General features: G+C 74.9%; 15 protein-coding genes. 10 read left to right on the plus strand and 5 right to left on the minus strand.

What is annotated here, in order from left to right:
* Window positions 1-37 precede the first annotated feature (37 nt).
* Window positions 38-796, plus strand: coding sequence for a precorrin-4 C(11)-methyltransferase (cobM, locus tag D9598_RS15960; RefSeq protein WP_198367538.1), 759 nt, complete (start codon window positions 38-40; stop codon window positions 794-796).
* Between the two features lie 2 nt (window positions 797-798).
* Here the strand turns inward: cobM and D9598_RS15965 are convergent, their stop codons facing one another.
* Window positions 799-1,872 carry a cobalt-precorrin-5B (C(1))-methyltransferase gene (locus D9598_RS15965; RefSeq protein WP_198367539.1) on the minus strand — a complete coding sequence of 358 codons (1,074 nt, stop codon included), beginning with the start codon at window positions 1,870-1,872 and terminating at the stop codon, window positions 799-801.
* 41 nt (window positions 1,873-1,913) lie between these two features.
* Between D9598_RS15965 and cobA the strand changes: the two genes are divergently transcribed.
* The gene (gene cobA, locus D9598_RS15970) at window positions 1,914-2,702 is read left to right on the plus strand and encodes a uroporphyrinogen-III C-methyltransferase (RefSeq protein ID WP_232477317.1); all 789 of its coding nucleotides are present in this window, start codon (window positions 1,914-1,916) and stop codon (window positions 2,700-2,702) included.
* Between the two features lie 45 nt (window positions 2,703-2,747).
* Here cobA and D9598_RS15975 read toward each other — a convergent pair whose 3' ends face one another.
* Both D9598_RS15975 and D9598_RS15980 read right to left on the minus strand, forming a co-directional pair.
* A complete protein-coding gene (locus D9598_RS15975) occupies window positions 2,748-3,290 on the minus strand; it encodes a hypothetical protein (RefSeq protein WP_198367540.1) in 543 nt (180 codons plus the stop codon).
* Entirely contained in the window at window positions 3,290-3,904 is a 615-nt protein-coding gene (locus D9598_RS15980) for a hypothetical protein (RefSeq protein ID WP_198367541.1), read from the minus strand. Before D9598_RS15980 ends, D9598_RS15975 begins: the two co-directional genes overlap by 1 nt.
* Window positions 3,905-4,366: 462 nt before the next feature.
* Here D9598_RS15980 and D9598_RS15985 point away from each other — a divergent pair, with 462 nt between their 5' ends.
* From D9598_RS15985 to cobS, 3 genes are read left to right on the plus strand one after another with little or no spacing between them, the layout of a single operon-like run.
* Window positions 4,367-5,689 carry a cobyrinate a,c-diamide synthase gene (locus D9598_RS15985; RefSeq protein ID WP_198367542.1) on the plus strand — a complete coding sequence of 441 codons (1,323 nt, stop codon included), beginning with the start codon at window positions 4,367-4,369 and terminating at the stop codon, window positions 5,687-5,689.
* Window positions 5,689-6,705 carry a nicotinate-nucleotide--dimethylbenzimidazole phosphoribosyltransferase gene (cobT, locus tag D9598_RS15990; RefSeq protein WP_198367543.1) on the plus strand — a complete coding sequence of 339 codons (1,017 nt, stop codon included), beginning with the start codon at window positions 5,689-5,691 and terminating at the stop codon, window positions 6,703-6,705. The genes D9598_RS15985 and cobT overlap by 1 nt, the downstream gene beginning before the upstream one ends.
* Window positions 6,702-7,457, plus strand: a complete 756-nt coding sequence (gene cobS / locus D9598_RS15995; RefSeq protein ID WP_198367544.1) for an adenosylcobinamide-GDP ribazoletransferase — start codon at window positions 6,702-6,704, stop codon at window positions 7,455-7,457. The genes cobT and cobS overlap by 4 nt, the downstream gene beginning before the upstream one ends.
* Window positions 7,458-7,493: 36 nt before the next feature.
* Here the strand turns inward: cobS and D9598_RS16000 are convergent, their stop codons facing one another.
* Window positions 7,494-8,012, minus strand: coding sequence for a histidine phosphatase family protein (locus D9598_RS16000; RefSeq protein WP_370592057.1), 519 nt, complete (start codon window positions 8,010-8,012; stop codon window positions 7,494-7,496).
* Window positions 8,013-8,063: 51 nt separating this feature from the next.
* Here D9598_RS16000 and D9598_RS16005 point away from each other — a divergent pair, with 51 nt between their 5' ends.
* Window positions 8,064-8,945, plus strand: a complete 882-nt coding sequence (locus D9598_RS16005; protein WP_198367546.1) for an alpha/beta fold hydrolase — start codon at window positions 8,064-8,066, stop codon at window positions 8,943-8,945.
* Between the two features lie 6 nt (window positions 8,946-8,951).
* On the opposite strand, the gene D9598_RS16010 is transcribed toward D9598_RS16005, so the two are convergent.
* Window positions 8,952-9,755 carry an IclR family transcriptional regulator gene (locus D9598_RS16010; protein ID WP_198367547.1) on the minus strand — a complete coding sequence of 268 codons (804 nt, stop codon included), beginning with the start codon at window positions 9,753-9,755 and terminating at the stop codon, window positions 8,952-8,954.
* A gap of 107 nt (window positions 9,756-9,862) precedes the next feature.
* On the opposite strand from D9598_RS16010, the gene D9598_RS16015 reads away from it, so the two are divergent.
* Genes D9598_RS16015 through D9598_RS16030 form a run of 4 tightly spaced genes read left to right on the plus strand, consistent with a single transcriptional unit; the run spans window position 9,863 to window position 15,980 of the window.
* Complete coding sequence (locus tag D9598_RS16015) at window positions 9,863-11,935, plus strand: 3-hydroxyacyl-CoA dehydrogenase NAD-binding domain-containing protein (protein ID WP_198367548.1); 2,073 nt, start codon at window positions 9,863-9,865, stop codon at window positions 11,933-11,935.
* Window positions 11,936-13,600, plus strand: coding sequence for an AMP-binding protein (locus tag D9598_RS16020; RefSeq protein ID WP_198367549.1), 1,665 nt, complete (start codon window positions 11,936-11,938; stop codon window positions 13,598-13,600). It abuts the gene before it with no gap.
* Window positions 13,597-14,775, plus strand: a complete 1,179-nt coding sequence (locus D9598_RS16025) for an acetyl-CoA C-acyltransferase (protein WP_198367550.1) — start codon at window positions 13,597-13,599, stop codon at window positions 14,773-14,775. The genes D9598_RS16020 and D9598_RS16025 overlap by 4 nt, the downstream gene beginning before the upstream one ends.
* A gap of 11 nt (window positions 14,776-14,786) precedes the next feature.
* Window positions 14,787-15,980 (plus strand): acyl-CoA dehydrogenase family protein, encoded by a 1,194-nt coding sequence (locus D9598_RS16030; protein ID WP_198367551.1) that lies wholly within the window; start codon window positions 14,787-14,789, stop codon window positions 15,978-15,980.
* Window positions 15,981-16,005 lie beyond the last annotated feature (25 nt).

Raw genomic sequence — 16,005 nt, forward strand, 5'->3', positions numbered from 1 at the left:
GTCTTCCCCCGGCCTTCCGCAGAGCCCCGCAGACAGCATGACCGTGCATTTCATCGGCGCCGGCCCCGGCGCCCCCGACCTCATCACCCTGCGCGGGCGCGACCTGCTGGCCGCCTGTCCGGTCTGCCTCTATGCCGGCTCCGTCGTGCCGCCGGCGCTGCTGGCGCATTGCCCGCCTGGCGCCCGGCTGGTCGATACCGCGCCGCTCGACCTCGACGGCATCGAGGCGGAGTACCGCCGCGCCCATGCCGCGGGGCTGGATGTGGCGCGGCTGCATTCGGGCGATCTCTCGGTCTGGTCGGCGGTCGCCGAGCAGGCGCGGCGGCTGGAGCGGCTCGGCATCCCCTATACCCTCACCCCCGGCGTGCCGGCCTTCGCCGCCGCCGCCGCCGCGCTGGGGCGGGAGCTGACCCTGCCGGGCGTGGCGCAGAGCCTGGTGCTGACGCGAGTCTCCGGCCGCGCCTCGCCGATGCCGCCGGGCGAGACGCTGGAGGCCTTCGGCGCCACCGGGACGACGCTCGCCCTGCATCTCGCCATCCATGCGCTGGAGGAGATCGTCACCCGCCTGACGCCGCTCTACGGCGCCGATTGCCCGGTGGCCATCGTCATCCGCGCCTCCTGGCCGGAGCAGCGGGTGCTGCGCGGCCGGCTCGGCGACATCGTGGCGAAGCTGGCGGCCGAGCCGGCGGAACGGACGGCGCTGATCCTCGTCGGCCCGGCGCTGGAGGCCGGGGATTTCCGCGACAGCGCGCTCTACGACACGGACTACCAGCGCCGCTTCCGGGGGCGGGCATGAGCTCACCCGGCCTCGGCCAGCAACCGCCCGTCCCGCCCGAAGAGCGCGACATCGACCCGCACCGGCGCGCCCTCGACCACCGCCTGCGCCACGGCGCGGGCGCGCCCGGCCACCGCCGCCGGGAGGGCGAGGCCGGCCGCCCCGGCCAGGGTGAAGGCCTCCAGCGCGGTGTTCGCGCCTTCGATGCGGGCGGCCAGGGCGGCATCGGCGCCCGCCGCGCGGGCCAGCCCGGCCAAGGCCTCCAGATCCACCGCGCCGCGCCGCGAATGCAGGTCGAGCCGGCCCTGGGCCAGCTTGGTCAGCTTGGCGGGGCCGCCGGCGATGGTGACGCGCGGCACCGGATGGGCGCGCAGGTACTTCAGCATGCCGCCGACGAAATCGCCCATGTCGATCAGCGCCTGCTCCGGCAGGCGGTGCAGGGCGCGCACCGCCGCCTCGCTGGTGCTGCCGGTGGCGCCGGCGACATGCGTCAGGCCGGCGGCGCGGGCGACGTCGATGCCGCGATGGATGGAGTGGATCCAGGCCGAGCAGGAATAGGGCACCACCACCCCGGTCGTGCCCAGCACGGAGAGGCCGCCCAGGATGCCGAGGCGCGGGTTCATGGTGCGCCGCGCCAGCGCCTCGCCGCCGGGGATGGCGATCTCGACGCGCGCATCGACCGCACCGCCCGCCACCGCCTCCAGCGCGGCGCGGATCATCTGGCGCGGCACCGGGTTGATGGCCGGCTCGCCCGGCGGCAGCGGCAGGCCCGGCAGGGTGACGGTGCCGACCCCCTCGCCGGCGACGAAGACCAGGCCGCCGCCGGGCGGCAGGGGATGCACGGTGGCGCGGATCAGTGCGCCATGCGTCACGTCCGGATCGTCCCCCGCATCCTTGACCACCGCCGCCCAGGCGCCGCCATCCCCGGTGAAGCCATGCCCGGCCAGGGCGAAGGCGGGCGCCTCGCCCCGCGGCAGCCGGATGGTCACGGGATCGGGGAAGGCGCCGTGGCGCAGCGCGGCGAAGGCCGCCCCGGCCGCCGCCGTGGCACAGGCGCCGGTGGTCCAGCCCCGGCGGAGAGACGCGTCCTGCTGCACGCCGGGAGGTTTAGCGCCCGCCGGGGCCCGGGGCGAGCGGCATGAACCGCCTCGCCGCGCTGGAGGCCGCCATGGGCCGCGCCGCCCCGGTGCTGGAGCCCGGCCATGTCTGGCTCGCCGGGGCCGGGCCGGGCGATCCCGGCATGCTGACGCTCGACGTGCTGGCCGGCCTCGCCCAGGCCGAGGTGGTGGTGCATGACGATCTGGTCGATCCGCGCATCCTGGCCATGGCCCCCGCAACGGCCGAGCTGCGCTTCGTCGGCAAGCGCGGCGGGCGGCCCTCGACGCCGCAGGCCGCCATTCTCGGCCTGCTGGCCGAGCTGGCGCTGGCCGGGCGGCGCGTCCTGCGGCTCAAGGGTGGCGATCCCTTCGTCTTCGGGCGCGGCGGGGAGGAGGCGCTGGCGCTGGCCGCCGCCGGCATCCCGCACCGCATCCTGCCCGGACTGACGGCGGGGCTGGCCGGATTGGCGGCGGCCGGCATCCCGGCGACGCATCGCGGCGTCAACCAGGCGGTGGTGCTGGCCACCGGACATGCGGCCGAGGGCGCCGAGGACGCGCTGGACTGGACGGCGCTGGCCCGGCTCGGCCAGCCGCTGCTGCTCTACATGGCGATGCGGCGGCTGGAGGCGGTGACGGCGGCGCTGCTGCGCGGCGGCCTGCCGCCCGGAACGCCGGTCGCGGTGGTGACGGAGGCGACCCGGCCCGGCCAGCGCAAGCTGGTCTCGACCCTGGCGGAGGTGGCGGAGGCGGTGCGCGGGGCCGGGCTGGACGCGCCGGCGATCATCGCCATCGGCGGCATCGTCGGCGTGCTGGGCGGGAGCGGGCGCTGAACGAAATTCCCCCGGGAAGCGGACTTCCCGGGGGAGGAGGGCGACTCAGCGCGCGCGGCGCGTCGTGCCGCCGCGCTGCGGGGTGGCGGCCTTCGTGTCCGGCGGCGGCGGCGCGACGCGGGGCGCGACCGGCGCGGCGGCCGGCGTCACCGCCGCGGCGCCGGGCTGCACCGTCACATTGACCTTCACCGTGGTGGAACCCGGCAGCAGGCGCACCGTGAAGCTGTCGGTGCCGCTGAAGCCGGGCAGCGGCGTGTAGTCGATGCGGGTGTAGTCCCCGACGCTGTGCACATACACCCGGCCGTTCTCGGCGCGGGCGCTCAGCAGGCCGGCGTCGAAGGGCTCCGGGCCGGGGCGGGCGACGCGCAGAGCGCACCAGCCGCCGTCATTCACCACGGTCATCGGCGCCACGGTCTCGCGGCCGTCGATCAGCCGGGGGTTGTCATCCACCGTGCAGGACTTGGCCGCGCCGATCATGTCGATGGCATAGACCGGGCGACGGGAGGTCTCGACGGCGCGCTGCGGCTGGGCACAGGCGGCGAGCAGCGCGGGCAGGGCCAGCGCCACCCAGGCGGAACGGAGATGCATCAACGCGAGGCCCGGCGGCTGGACGTGGCGCTCCGCGCGGGGGCGGGGCTGGAGGCGCTGGGAACGCAGCTGCCGAGCGAGGCCGGCAGCAGGTCCTTGGAGGCGGCGTAGGGGCCGAGCTCGGCGGCGCCGGGCAGGCTCATCACCTCCTCGAAGAGGCGCGCGTTGCGGCTGCAGAAGTCGGCGCCGACACGATTGGCCTCCTGCGCCCGGGCATTGGCGAGGTTGGTGATGAAGACGTCGTTCTCACGCTGGCCGGCGCGGCGGTCGCGCGCGGTGAAATGGCCGATCACCGCCATGTCGTTGCTGCTCAGCACCGGCTTGTAGCGGGTGATGAAGGCGTTGTAGGGCGCCTCGGTGTTGCAGGTCGTGGCGATGACCATCAGCTCGGTCTTCAGCGCGGCGATCTCGAACATCGCCTGCTGCTCCGGCGTGGCGCAGCGGAAGCTGGTCGCCATGGCGCCGGTGCCGGCCAGCAGCGTGGCGGCCGTCAGGAGACCCGTCAGGCCATGGAGGGCCAGGCGCCGGAACGGGCCGCGGGCGTCGCGTCTCCGCCCGGAGGCCGCCAGGCCGGTGTCTGGGCGCAATTCTGGAAGCGGGCGGCGCTGGTCCATACCCCTCATCCTCTCCGTTCTTCGTACTGGCGCGGTGCTGCCGCGGACTGGCTGCGGGAAATCCGAGATTCCATCGGGCCCGGCGCCCTTCCCCGTCCCGTCCCGCCCGGCGCCGCGGCAGGGCGGCGGAGCGGATCCATCGGTCCATACGGAAGACAGCGAACCCATGGGTGCAATACCGTGCGGCTGGCTTGCCGTGCAAGGCGTCAAAGCACGGAGGCGTGCGATTCGTTCCGCCAGAAATCAAGTTGTTACACAGCATTGCTGCACCGCCATCTTCGCTTGTCCCGGGATGCCGGCCAAGCCTCAGCCTGCCCTGGGGCTGGGCCGGCGGCCATTCATCCCCATCTCCTGGCCCATCTCCTGGCCCATCCCCTGGCCCATCCCCTGGCGGCCACCCCCTGGCCGAAGGGCCCGGCCTGTGATTGACGCTCGCGGCGAGGCAGGGACAGCGGAGGATGCATGGGCGGAGCTCTGGTGATCGGCGCGCCGCGCTCGGGCAGCGGCAAGAGCACGCTGACCCTGGCGCTGCTGGCGGCGTTCCGGCGGCGCGGGCTCGCGGTCGCGGCCGCCAAGTCCGGCCCGGACTATATCGACCCCGCCTTCCACGCCGCGGCCTGCGGCCATCCGAGCCCCAACCTCGACAGCTGGGCCATGCCCCCCGCCCTGCTGGACGCCGTGGCGGCGGAGGCGCGGCGCGCCCGGCCCCTGCTGCTGATCGAATCCGCCATGGGGCTGTTCGACGGCGCCGGCCCCGAGCCCGGGCGCCAGGGCAGCGCCGCCGATCTCGCCGCGCGCTTCGGCCTGCCGGTGCTGCTGCTGCTCGATGTCTCCGGGCAGTCGCAGAGCGCCGCCGCCATCGCCCGCGGCTTCGCCACGCACCGCGCCGGGGTGCGCGTCGGCGGCGTGGTGCTGAACCGGGTGGCCAGCGAGCGGCACCGCCGGGGCGCGGCGGAGGCCATCGCCGAGGCTGGCCTGCCGGTGCTCGGGGCGCTGCCGCGGGAGGCGGCCGTCACCCTGCCCGAGCGGCATCTCGGCCTGGTGCAGGCGCGCGAGCTGGGTGAGCTTCCGGCGCTGCTGGAGCGGCTGGCCGATCTGGCCGAGGCGCGACTCGACCTCGGCGCCATCCTGGCCCTGGCCGCGACGGCGGCGCCCCCGCCCGCCTCCGCCGCGCCGCACCCGCCGCTGCCGCCCCCCGGGCAGCGCATCGCCCTGGCCGAGGACGATGCCTTCAGCTTCCTCTATCCGCATGTCCTGGCCGGCTGGCGGCGGGCAGGGGCGGAGATCGAGTGCTTCTCCCCCCTGGCCGACCAGCCGCCGCCCGAGGCCTGCGACGCCTGCTGGCTGCCCGGCGGCTATCCCGAACTGCATGCGGGCCGGCTGGCGGCGGCCGGGCGCTTCCTGGAGGGGCTGCGACGCTTCTCCCGGACCCGCCCGGTGCATGGCGAATGCGGCGGCTACATGGTGCTCGGGCAGGGGCTGGAGGATGCGGCGGGCCGGCGCCACGCCATGGCCGGGCTGCTCGGCCACGCCACCAGCTTCGCCGCGCGGAGGATGAACCTCGGCTACCGGGAGGCGCGCCTGCTGGCCGACGGTCCGCTGGGCGCCGCCGGCACCCGCCTGCGCGGCCATGAGTTCCATTACGCCCGGCTGACCGAGCCGGGCGGGGACGCCCCCCTGGCCGAGCTGGCCGACGCCGCCGGCGCCCCGCTCGGCCATGGCGGCGGGCGGCGCGGCCCGGTCAGTGGCAGCTTCTTCCACGCCATCGCCACGCAGGAGCCGTGATGACCGGAACCGAACGCCTCGCCGCCCTGCGCGCCCGCTGCGCCGCGCCGCCGGCGGGCGACGAGGCCGCCGCCGCCGCCGTGACCGCCCGCCAGGCGCGGCTGACCAAGCCGCCCGGCAGCCTCGGCCGGCTGGAGGCGCTGGCGGCCTGGATGGCCCGTTGGCAGGGCCGCGCCCTGCCCCGGCTGGAGCGCGTGCAGGTGCTGGTCTTCGCCGGCAACCACGGCGTGGCGGCGCGCGGCGTCTCGCCCTATCCGGCGGCGGTGACGGCGCAGATGGTGGCGAACTTCGCCGCCGGCGGCGCCGCCATCAACCAGCTCGCCGCCTGCGCCGGCGCGCGGCTGCGCGTGGTGCCGCTCGCGCTCGAGACGCCCACCGCCGACATGACGGAGGCGCCGGCCCTGGCCCCCGAGGAGTTCCTCGACGCGGTGGACAGCGGCGCGGCCGCCATGGATGAGGAGGTGGACCTGCTCTGCCTGGGCGAGATGGGCATCGGCAACACCACCGCCGGCGCCGCCCTGGCGGCCGCGCTGTTCGGTGGCGGCGGCGACTGGGCCGGGCGCGGCACCGGGCTCGACGAGGCCGGCCTGGCCCGCAAGCGCGCCGTGGTCGAGGCCGCCCTGGCCCGCCACCCGGAGGCCCGGACCGATCCGCTGGAGGCGGCGCGCCGCCTGGGCGGGCGGGAGCTGGCCGCCATCCTGGGCGCCGCGCTGGAGGCGCGCCGGCGCGGTGTCCCGGTGCTGCTGGACGGTTTCGTCTGCACCGCCGCCGCCGCCCCCCTCGCCCGGCTGGCGCCGGGCGGGCTGGACCACGCCCTGGTGGCGCATTGCTCGGCCGAGGCCGGCCACCGCCGGCTGGTGGAGGCGCTCGGCCAGAGGCCGCTGCTCGACCTCGGGATGCGGCTGGGTGAGGCCTCCGGCGCGGCGCTCGCCGTGCCGCTGCTGCGCGCCGCCCTGGCCTGCCATGCCGGGATGGCGACCTTCGCCGAGGCCGGCGTGGCCGAAGGCGCCCCATGAGGGGCTGGGCCACCGCCCGCCTGGCCGAGCTGGCTGCGGCGCTGGGGCTGCTGACCCGCCTGCCGGTGCATCGCTGGCCGATGCCGCCCGATGCCGCCGGCTTCGCCCGCGCCGTCTGGGCCTATCCGCTCGCCGGCGCCGTGGCCGGGGGGCTCGGCGGGCTGGGCTTCTGGGCCGCCGGCGCCCTCGGCCTGCCGCCGCCGCTCGCCGCCCTCTGGAGCCTCGCGCTGCTGCTGCTGCTGACCGGCGCCTTCCATGAGGACGGGCTGGCCGACACCGCCGATGGCTTCGGCGGCGGGCGCGACCGGGCGGCGCGGCTGGCCATCATGCGGGACAGCCGCATCGGCAGCTATGGCGCCGCCGCGCTGCTGCTCGCCCTCGGCCTGCGCGCCGCCGCCCTGGCGGAGATCGCCGAGCCGGCGCGGGTCCTGGTGGCGATGGCGGCGGCCGGCGCCCTGTCGCGCGGCGCCCTTCTGCTGCCATTGCGCCTGCTGCCGCCCGCCCGCGCCGATGGCCTCGCCGCCGGGCTGGGCCGGCCCGGCGCCACGCCGCTGCTGGCCGCGCTCGTCCTGGCGGCGGCGGCGGCGCTGCTCACCCCGGCGCCGGCGGCGGCGGTGCTGGCCGCCGGCCTGGCGGGCCTTGGCATGACGGCGCTGGCGCGGCGGCAGATCGGCGGCCAGACCGGCGATGTGCTGGGGGCGACGGCGGTGGTCGCGGAATGCGCCGTCCTCTCGGCGCTGGCGGCGGGATGAGGGGCGGCGGCGGCCGGGGGCCTTCCCGCCCCGCGGTCAGCCCTGCTCCCGGCCGTCCTCGAACCAGCGCAGGCTGCCCATCGGCTGCGCCGGGGCCAGCAGATCGACCGGCCGCCCGCGCAGCAGATCGGCCAGCACCTTCAGCGGCCCGCCATGCGCGACAACGAGGCAGGTCCCGGGCCGCTTCCCGCGCAGCTCCGCATGGAAGTCCGTGACCCGCGCCACCAGCGCCGCGCCGCTTTCGCCGCCGGGCGGGGCGAAGCCCCAGGGGTCGGCGGCCCACCGGTCCAGGGCCGCGCGCGGCACGCCGTCCCAGGGCCGGCCCTCCCAGGCGCCGAAATCCAGCTCCAGCAGGCGGGCGTCCACCGTGGCGGAGCCGAGGCGCCGCGCCAGCGCCAGGCACCGCCGGGCCGGGCTGCTGACCAGCACGGCCGGGCGGAACCCGCGCAGCGCCCGCAGCAGCGGCGCCGGATCGGCCGGGCCGGGCGGCACATCGAGCCGGCCGTAGCAGAGCCCCGCCGGCAGCGCCGTGGGCAGATGGCGGAGCAGTGCCACGCGCATGCATGGGCTGTAGCGGAAGCCGCCGGGCCGGGCCAGAATCAGCGCATGCAGCCTGACACCTCCGCCGACGCCTTCGACCTCGACGCCGCCCGCCTCGCGCTGGAGGAGGCGCTGCGGCCGCTCGCCGCCCGCGCCAGGCGGCACGAGACCGCCTGCGGGGCAGGCCGCATGGTGTGGCACGAATGGGGCGCGGGGCCGCCTCTGGTGCTGCTGCATGGCGGCAGCGGCTCGTGGCGGCACTGGGCGCGCACCATCCCCGCCCTGGCGGAGCGCTGGCGGGTGATCGCTGCCGACCTGCCGGGCCTCGGCGAGTCGGAGGCGCCGCCGCGGCCGGAGGCGCCGGAGGAGATCGCCGCCATCCTCTCGGGCGGGCTCGACAGCCTCCTGGGCGGGGCGTGCTACCGGCTGGCCGGCTTCTCCTTCGGCGGGCTGATGGCGGGGCTGCTGGCGCGGCGGGACGTGGCACGGCTGGACGGGCTGGTGCTGGTGGGCGCCGTCGGGCTCGGGCAGCCCTATGAGCCGCCCGCCCTGCGGGGCGTGCTGGGCCAGCCGCGCGCGCGGCAGATGGCGATCCACCGCGACAACCTGGCGACGCTGATGATCGCCGATCCGGCCCGCATCGACCCGGCGGCGCTGGCGATGCAGGACTGGCACACCTGGCGCACCCGCTTCCGCAGCGGCGCCTTCGCCGGCACCACCCTGCTGCGCGACGCCATCCTGGACCTTCCGGTGCCGCTGGGCGGCATCTGGGGCGCGCGCGACACCACGGCGAGGCCCGATGTGCCGGCGCGGCTGGCGCAGATCCGCGCCTGGCGTCCGGATGCGCGGCTGCAGACCATTCCAGGGGCCGGGCACTGGGTGATGTGGGAGGCACCGCAGGCCTTCAACGCCGCTCTGGCCGGCCTGCTGGAGCCGGGTTTCCCGTGAAACGGTTCAGCCCGGCAGGGTGGCGGCGAGGTCCATGCTGTGCTCCAGCCGCCGCGCCACCTCGATCAGCCGCGGCCGCGCCTCCTGCAACAGGTGCTCCGGGCTGACGACGAAGGAGGGGGCGCCGCAGTTGATCACCATGGGCGGCAGCCCGCCGCCGGGGTGGAAGCCCAGCGCGATGGCGTTCACATCCTCCTGCCAGTCCCCGAAGGAGCAGCAGCAGCCGTAGTCGCGCTGCTCGACCAGGGCCTGCGCGATCACGCCAGCAACGCGGTCGCGCTCGGCCGCGGGAAACTGCCGCAGCAGGGCGGCGCGCTCCGCCGGGGTGGCGACGGCCAGCCAGGCCCGGCCCATGGCGCTGTTGACCAGGGAGATGCGCGAGCCGGCCTCCAGATTGACGGAGATGGCGGCATCGCCCCGCGCCAGCTCCAGATAGACCACGCCCAGCCGGTCCCGCATGCCGAGGGCGGTGACGCTGCCGGTCTCCACCGCCAGGCGCTGCAGCAGCGGCCGGGCCAGCCGGCGGATGTCGAGCCCGCCCAGCATGGCGGCGCCGAGCGAGAGCACCGCCGAGCCCAGCCGGTAGCGGCCGAGCTCCGGGACGTGATGCAGGTAGCCCAGCTCGGTCAGGGTATGGGTCAGGCGGGAGACCGTGGATTTCGGCAGGCCACAGCGCGCCGCGATCTCCTGGTTGCCCAGCATCGCCTCGCCCCGGCGGAAGCAGCCCAGCACCTCCAGCCCGCGGGCCAGGGCGGTGACGAAGTGGCGGTCGGTCCCGTCTTCCTGCGGGGCGGTGCGGCGGCGAGCCATGTCGGACCTCCCTGGCGCAACGGCCGTGCTTGACGTGGCGGCCTACCCTCCTTCTAATGCGCCTCAATAATGGAATTCAATTCCGCATTGCAGAATTAGGGGCCGAAATGTCCGAAGTCGTCAGCTACAGCCTGCGGGATGGCGTCGCCATCGCCACCATCGACAATCCGCCGGTGAACGCCCTCTCGGCCGCCGTGCGCGCCGGGCTGCTGGCCGCGGTGCGCCGCGCGGCGGAGGATGCGGAGGTCGCCGGCCTCGTCATCACCGGTGCCGGGGCGGCCTTCATCGCCGGCGCGGACATCACCGAGTTCGGCAAGCCGCCCGCACCGCCCGCACTGGGCGATGTCATCGCCGCGATGGAAGCCAGCCCGAAGCCGGTAGTCGCCGCCATCCAGGGCGTGGCGCTGGGCGGCGGCCTGGAGGTGGCGCTGGGCTGCGACGCGCGGCTGGCGGGACCGAAGGCCAGGCTCGGCCTGCCGGAGGTGAAGCTCGGCATCCTGCCCGGCGCCGGCGGCACGCAGCGCGCCCCGCGCCTGATCGGCGCCGCCGTGGCCCTGCCGCTGATCGCCTCGGGCGAGCATCTGCCGGCGGCCCGCGCCGTCGAGCTGGGCCTCGCCGATGCGCTGGTCGAGGGCGACCTGCTCGCGGCCGCCATCGCCAAGGTCAAGGACCTGGCCGCCGCGCCGCCCCGGCCGCGCCTGAACGCGCGGAACGAGGGCCTCGGCAGCCGCGAGGCCTTCGAGGCGGCCGCCAAGGCCCTGGCGAAGCGCGCCGCCGAGGAGCCCCAGGTCGCCGCCATCATCCAGTCCGTCCGCAATGCCTACGACCTGCCCTTCGAGGCGGCGCTGCAGGCGGAGCGCGACTTCTTCATCCAGCTCCGCGACGATCCCCGCAGCAAGGCGCTGCGCCATGTCTTCTTCGCCGAGCGCGAGGCGGCGCGGATTCCCGGCCTGCCGAAGGGCACCGCGTCGCGCCCGGTGCGGCGGGTCGCCGTGCTCGGCGCCGGCACGATGGGCGGCGGCATCTCGATGGCCTTCGCCAATGCCGGCATCCCGGTGACGATGATCGAGACCGATGCCGGCGCCCTGGAGCGCGGGCTGCAGCGGATCGACGGCATCTACGCCACCTCGGTCAAGCGCGGCAGCCTGACCCCCGAGGCGCATGCGGGCCGCATGGCGCTGATCGAGGGCAAGGTCGGGCTGGAGGCCGCCGCCGGGGCCGATCTGGTGGTCGAGGCGGTGTTCGAGGATCTGGAGCTCAAGAAGGAGATCTTCGCCAAGCTCGACAGGATCACCGATCCCGGCACCGTGCTGGCCAGCAACACCTCCTATCTCGACATCGACCAGATGGCCGCCGCCACCTCGCGCCCGGGCGACGTGCTGGGAATGCACTTCTTCTCGCCCGCCAATGTCATGAAGCTGCTGGAGGTGGTGCGGGCCGCGAGGACCGCGCCCGAGGCGCTGGCCACCGCCGTCGAGGTTGGCCGCAGGCTGGCCAAGGTGCCGGTCGTGGTCGGCGTCTGCCACGGCTTCGTCGGCAACCGCATGCTCTCCCGCCGCACCCAGCAGGCCGAGCGCCTGCTGCAGGAGGGCGCCCTGCCCGAGCAGGTGGACAAGGCGCTGACCGATTTCGGCTTCCGCATGGGTCCCTTCGCCATGGGCGACCTCGCCGGGCTCGATATCGGCTGGCGCATCCGCAAGGCCACGGGCGGCAGCGCGCCGGTGGCCGATGCGCTCTGCGAGGCCGGGCGCCTCGGCCAGAAGACCGGCCGCGGCTACTACGCCTATCCCGAGGGTGCCCGCGCCGGCGTGCCGGACCCGGAGGTGGCGGCGCTGATCGAGGGTGTCTCCGCGCGGCTCGGCATCGCCCGCCGCGCCATCGGCCAGGAGGAGATCACCGAGCGTCTGATCTATCCGATGATCAACGAAGGCGCGCGCATCCTGGAGGAAGGCATCGCGGCCCGCCCCGGCGACATCGATGTGGTCTGGCTCTATGGCTACAACTGGCCGGCCTGGCGTGGCGGGCCGATGCATTACGCCGACGCGACCGGGCTGGCGCATATCGCGCAGCGCCTCTCGCACTACGCCGAGGCGACGGGCGACGAGAGCCTGCGGCCGGCCCCGCTGCTGGCGCGCCTGGCGGCGGAGGGCGGCAGCTTCTCCGGGCTGAAGGCGGCCTAGATGTCGCCCCCGCGCGAGGCGCATCCCTGGGAGGCCTCCTACCCGCCCGGCGCGCGCTGGGACGCGCCGATCGCCACCGGCACCCTGCCGGCGCTGCTCGATGCCGCGGCGGCGGAATGGGATGGCAAGGTGGCGCTGCACTACCGCGGCCGCGACATCGGCTTCGCCGGGTTGCGCGCCACGGCCGACCGCGTCGCCGCCGGGCTGATGGCCGAGGGGCTGCGGCCGGGCGACGCGGTGGCCTTCTACCTGCCCAACACCCCCTGGCATCCGGCTTGCTTCTTCGGCGTGCTGCGCGCCGGGGGGCGGGTGGTGCATCTCTCGCCGCTCGACGCGCCGCGCGAGCTGCTGCACAAGATCGCCGACAGCGGCGCGCGCTGGCTGATCACCACCGACTTCCCGACCCTGCTGCCGAACGCGCTGCGGCTGCTGCGCGAGGGCGTGGTGGAGCGCGCCTTCCTGGCGCCGGACGCGGCCTGGGGCGGCACCTCCGCCCCGGCCCAGCCGGATTTCGAGCCCCTGCCGCTGCGCGACGGCCCGCCGGCGCCCTGGCCGGCGCTCGACGAGACCGATGTCGTGCTGCTGCAGTACACCGGCGGCACCACGGGCCGGCCCAAGGGCGCGATGCTGACGCACCGCAACCTGACCGCCGCCGTCTCCATCTACCAGGCCTGGCGCGACGAGGACACGCTGCCGCGCGGCGAGCAGCGCGTGCTCGGCGTGCTGCCGCTGTTCCATATCTACGCGCTGACCGCCGTGCTGCTGCGCCACCTCGCGGACGGCAACACCATCCACCTGCATCCGCGCTTCGACCTGGAGGCGGCGGTGGAGGCGATCGAGCGGCACCGCATCAACGTCTTCCCCGGCGTGCCGACCATGTGGATCGGCCTGCTGAACATGCCCGGCATCGAGCGCCGCGACCTCTCCTCGCTGCGCATCTGCTCCTCCGGCGGCGCGCCCATGCCCTTCGAGGTGCAGGAGCGGCTGGAGGCGCTGATCGGCACCCGCATCGGCGGCGGCTGGGGCATGACCGAGACCAGCCCCGCCGGCAGCCGCCTGCCCTTCCGCGGACCGAAGCGCCCCGGGCTGATCGGCCTGCCGCTGCCGGGGATCGAGATGCGCGTGGTGGACCTGGAGGATGCCGGCCGCGCCCTGCCGCCGGGCGAGCATGGCGAGATCGCCACGCGCGGGCCGAATGTCTTCGCCGGCTACTGGAAGCAGCCGACGGCGACGGAAGCCAGCTTCCGCGACGGCTGGTTCCTCACAGGCGACATCGGCTGGATGGACGAGAAGGGCTATTTCACCCTGGTCGACCGTCGCAAGAACATGATCATCTCCTCCGGCTTCAACGTCTATCCGGCGGCGGTGGAGCAGGCGATCTACGAACACCCCGATGTCGAGGAATGCATCGTCATCGGGGTGCCGGACACGTATCGCGGCCAGGCGGCCAAGGCCTTCGTGAAGCTGCGCGACGGCGCGGCGGTGCTGACGCTCGACGCGCTGAAGGCCTTCCTGGCCGACCGTATCGGGCGGCACGAGATGCCCGCCGCGCTCGAGTTGCGCGCGGCCCTGCCGCGCAGCGCGGCGGGCAAGCTGCTGGCGGCCCGGCTGCGTGAGGAAGAGGAACTGGCGCGCGGCGCCACAACGAAGGAAACGCCCGCATGAGGGAAGCCGTCATCGTCTCCACCGCCCGCACGCCGATCGGGCGCGCGGCGCGGGGCAGCCTGAACATCACCCACGGCGCCGACATGGCGGCGCATGCCATCACCCACGCCCTGTCGCGCGCCGGCATCGGCGGCCAGGAGGTGGAGGAGGTGATCATGGGCTGCGGCTACCCCGAGGGCGCGACCGGCGGCAACATGGGCCGCGCCGGGGCGCTGCGCGCCGGCCTGCCGGTGGCCACCGCCGGCATGACCGTCAGCCGCTTCTGCGCCTCGGGGCTCGACGCCATCGCCGCCGCCGCGCGCCGCATCATGACCGACGATGCCGGCGTGCTGGTCGCGGGCGGCGTGGAGTCGATCAGCCTGACCGTGCCCAAGGTGGACCGCGCCGCGGCGCGCAACCCCTGGCTGATGGAGCACCATCCGCACCTCTACGACAGCATGATCGAGACCGCCGACCTGGTGGCGGCGCGCTATGGCATCTCCCGCGAGGCGCAGGACGCGTTCTCGCTGCTCAGCCAGCAGCGCACCGCCGCGGCGCAGCAGGCCGGGATCTTCGACGACGAGATCGCGCCGATGGAGGTGACCTACGCCGTCACGGACAAGGCGACCGGCGAGACCACGCAGCGCAGCAAGACCTTCGACCGGGACGAGGGCAACCGCCCGGAGACGACGCTGGAGGGCCTGGCCAAGCTCAAGCCGGTGCGCGAGGGGCAGTTCATCACCGCCGGCAATGCCAGCCAGCTTTCCGACGGCGCCAGCGCCTCGGTGCTGATGTCGGCCGAGGAGGCGGCGCGGCGCGGCCTGAAGCCGCTCGGCGTCTTCCGCGGCTTCGCCAGCGCCGGCTGCGAGCCGGAGGAGATGGGCATCGGCCCGGTCTTCGCCGTGCCGCGCCTGCTGCAGCGCCACGGGCTGAAGGTGGAGGACATCGACCTCTGGGAGCTGAACGAGGCCTTCGCCTCGCAGTCGATCTACTGCCGCGACCAGCTCGGCATCCCGGAGGCGCGGCTGAACGTCAATGGCGGTGCCATCTCCATCGGCCATCCCTTCGGCATGAGCGGCGCGCGCCTGGTCGGCCACGCGCTGCTGGAGGGCCGGCGGCGCGGCGCCCGGCGCGTCGTCGTCACGATGTGCGTCGCGGGCGGCCTCGGCGCCGCCGGCCTGTTCGAGATCCTCTGAGGAACGCCGCCATGGAACTCCGCTACACGCCCGAGGAAATCGCCTTCCGCGAGGAGCTGCGCCGCACCTTCCGCGAGAAGATCCCGGCCGAGATCCGCCGCAAGGTCAGCGAGGGCCGGCACCTCGACCGCGAGGACATCGCCACCGCCCACCGAATCCTGCACGCCGAGGGGCTGGCCACGCCGAACTGGCCGGTGGAATGGGGCGGCAAGGACTGGAGCCCGGTGCAGCGCTACATCTACATCGAGGAGGTGCAGGCCAACGCGGTGCCGATGCCGCTCTCCTTCAACGTCGCCATGGTCGGCCCGGTGATCGCCAACTTCGGCAGCGAGGCGCAGAAGCAGCGCTTCCTGCCCCCCACCGCCAGCCTCGACATCTGGTGGGCGCAGGGCTTCTCCGAGCCGGGCGCCGGCTCCGACCTCGCCGGGCTTAAGACCACGGCGAAGCGCGAGGGCGACCATTACATACTGAACGGCCAGAAGACCTGGACCACCCTCGGCCAGTACGCCGACTGGATCTTCGTCCTCGCCCGCACCAACCCGGCGGCGGAGAAGAAGCAGAAGGGCATCTCCTTCATCCTGGTGGACATGAAGTCCCCCGGCGTCACCGTGCGCCCGATCATCACCATCGACGGCGCGCATGAGGTGAACGAGGTCTTCTTCGACGAGGTGAAGGTTCCCGTGGAGAACCTGATCGGCGAGGAGAACAAGGGCTGGGACTACGCCAAGTTCCTGCTCTCCAACGAGCGCAACAACATCGCCCGCGTCGGCTTCTCGAAGGAGAAGCTGGCCCGCGTCAAGGAGCGCGCGAAGGAGACGCCCGCGGGCGAGGGCACGCTCTGGGACGACGCCGATTTCCGCCGCCGCGTCGCCATCGCCGAGATCGAGCTGAAGGCGCTCGAGATCACGCAGATGCGCGCCGTCGCCGCGCAGCGCCACCGCGCCGCCGACAAGCCGGACCCGACCTCCTCGATCCTGAAGATCAAGGGCTCCGAGATCCAGCAGATGGCGACCGAGCTGATGGTCACCGTCGCCGGCCCCTATGCCGTGCCGATGCCCTCCCATTCGCACAACGAGCCGCCGGTCGGCCCCGACTGGGCGGAGGCCGCGGCGCCGCTGTTCTTCAACTACCGCAAGGTCTCGATCTACGGCGGCTCGAACGAGATCCAGCGCAACATCATCGCCAAGGCCTTCCTCGGCCTCTGACCGGCCGCGACGCAGCAACAGAGGA

Source organism: Roseomonas sp. KE0001, assembly GCF_016107285.1.
Lineage (GTDB): Bacteria > Pseudomonadota > Alphaproteobacteria > Acetobacterales > Acetobacteraceae > Pseudoroseomonas.

Bases quoted from the DNA above. Each gene is read 5' to 3' on its own strand.
- cobM (WP_198367538.1), top strand. From the start codon at position 38: ATGACCGTGCATTTCATCGGCGCCGGCCCCGGCGCCCCCGACCTCATC.
- cobA (WP_232477317.1), top strand. From the start codon at position 1,914: ATGAACCGCCTCGCCGCGCTGGAGGCCGCCATGGGCCGCGCCGCCCCG.
- D9598_RS15975 (WP_198367540.1), bottom strand. From the start codon at position 3,290: ATGCATCTCCGTTCCGCCTGGGTGGCGCTGGCCCTGCCCGCGCTGCTC.
- D9598_RS15980 (WP_198367541.1), bottom strand. From the start codon at position 3,904: ATGGACCAGCGCCGCCCGCTTCCAGAATTGCGCCCAGACACCGGCCTG.
- D9598_RS15985 (WP_198367542.1), top strand. From the start codon at position 4,367: ATGGGCGGAGCTCTGGTGATCGGCGCGCCGCGCTCGGGCAGCGGCAAG.
- cobT (WP_198367543.1), top strand. From the start codon at position 5,689: ATGACCGGAACCGAACGCCTCGCCGCCCTGCGCGCCCGCTGCGCCGCG.
- cobS (WP_198367544.1), top strand. From the start codon at position 6,702: ATGAGGGGCTGGGCCACCGCCCGCCTGGCCGAGCTGGCTGCGGCGCTG.
- D9598_RS16005 (WP_198367546.1), top strand. From the start codon at position 8,064: ATGCAGCCTGACACCTCCGCCGACGCCTTCGACCTCGACGCCGCCCGC.
- D9598_RS16010 (WP_198367547.1), bottom strand. From the start codon at position 9,755: ATGGCTCGCCGCCGCACCGCCCCGCAGGAAGACGGGACCGACCGCCAC.
- D9598_RS16015 (WP_198367548.1), top strand. From the start codon at position 9,863: ATGTCCGAAGTCGTCAGCTACAGCCTGCGGGATGGCGTCGCCATCGCC.
- D9598_RS16020 (WP_198367549.1), top strand. From the start codon at position 11,936: ATGTCGCCCCCGCGCGAGGCGCATCCCTGGGAGGCCTCCTACCCGCCC.
- D9598_RS16025 (WP_198367550.1), top strand. From the start codon at position 13,597: ATGAGGGAAGCCGTCATCGTCTCCACCGCCCGCACGCCGATCGGGCGC.
- D9598_RS16030 (WP_198367551.1), top strand. From the start codon at position 14,787: ATGGAACTCCGCTACACGCCCGAGGAAATCGCCTTCCGCGAGGAGCTG.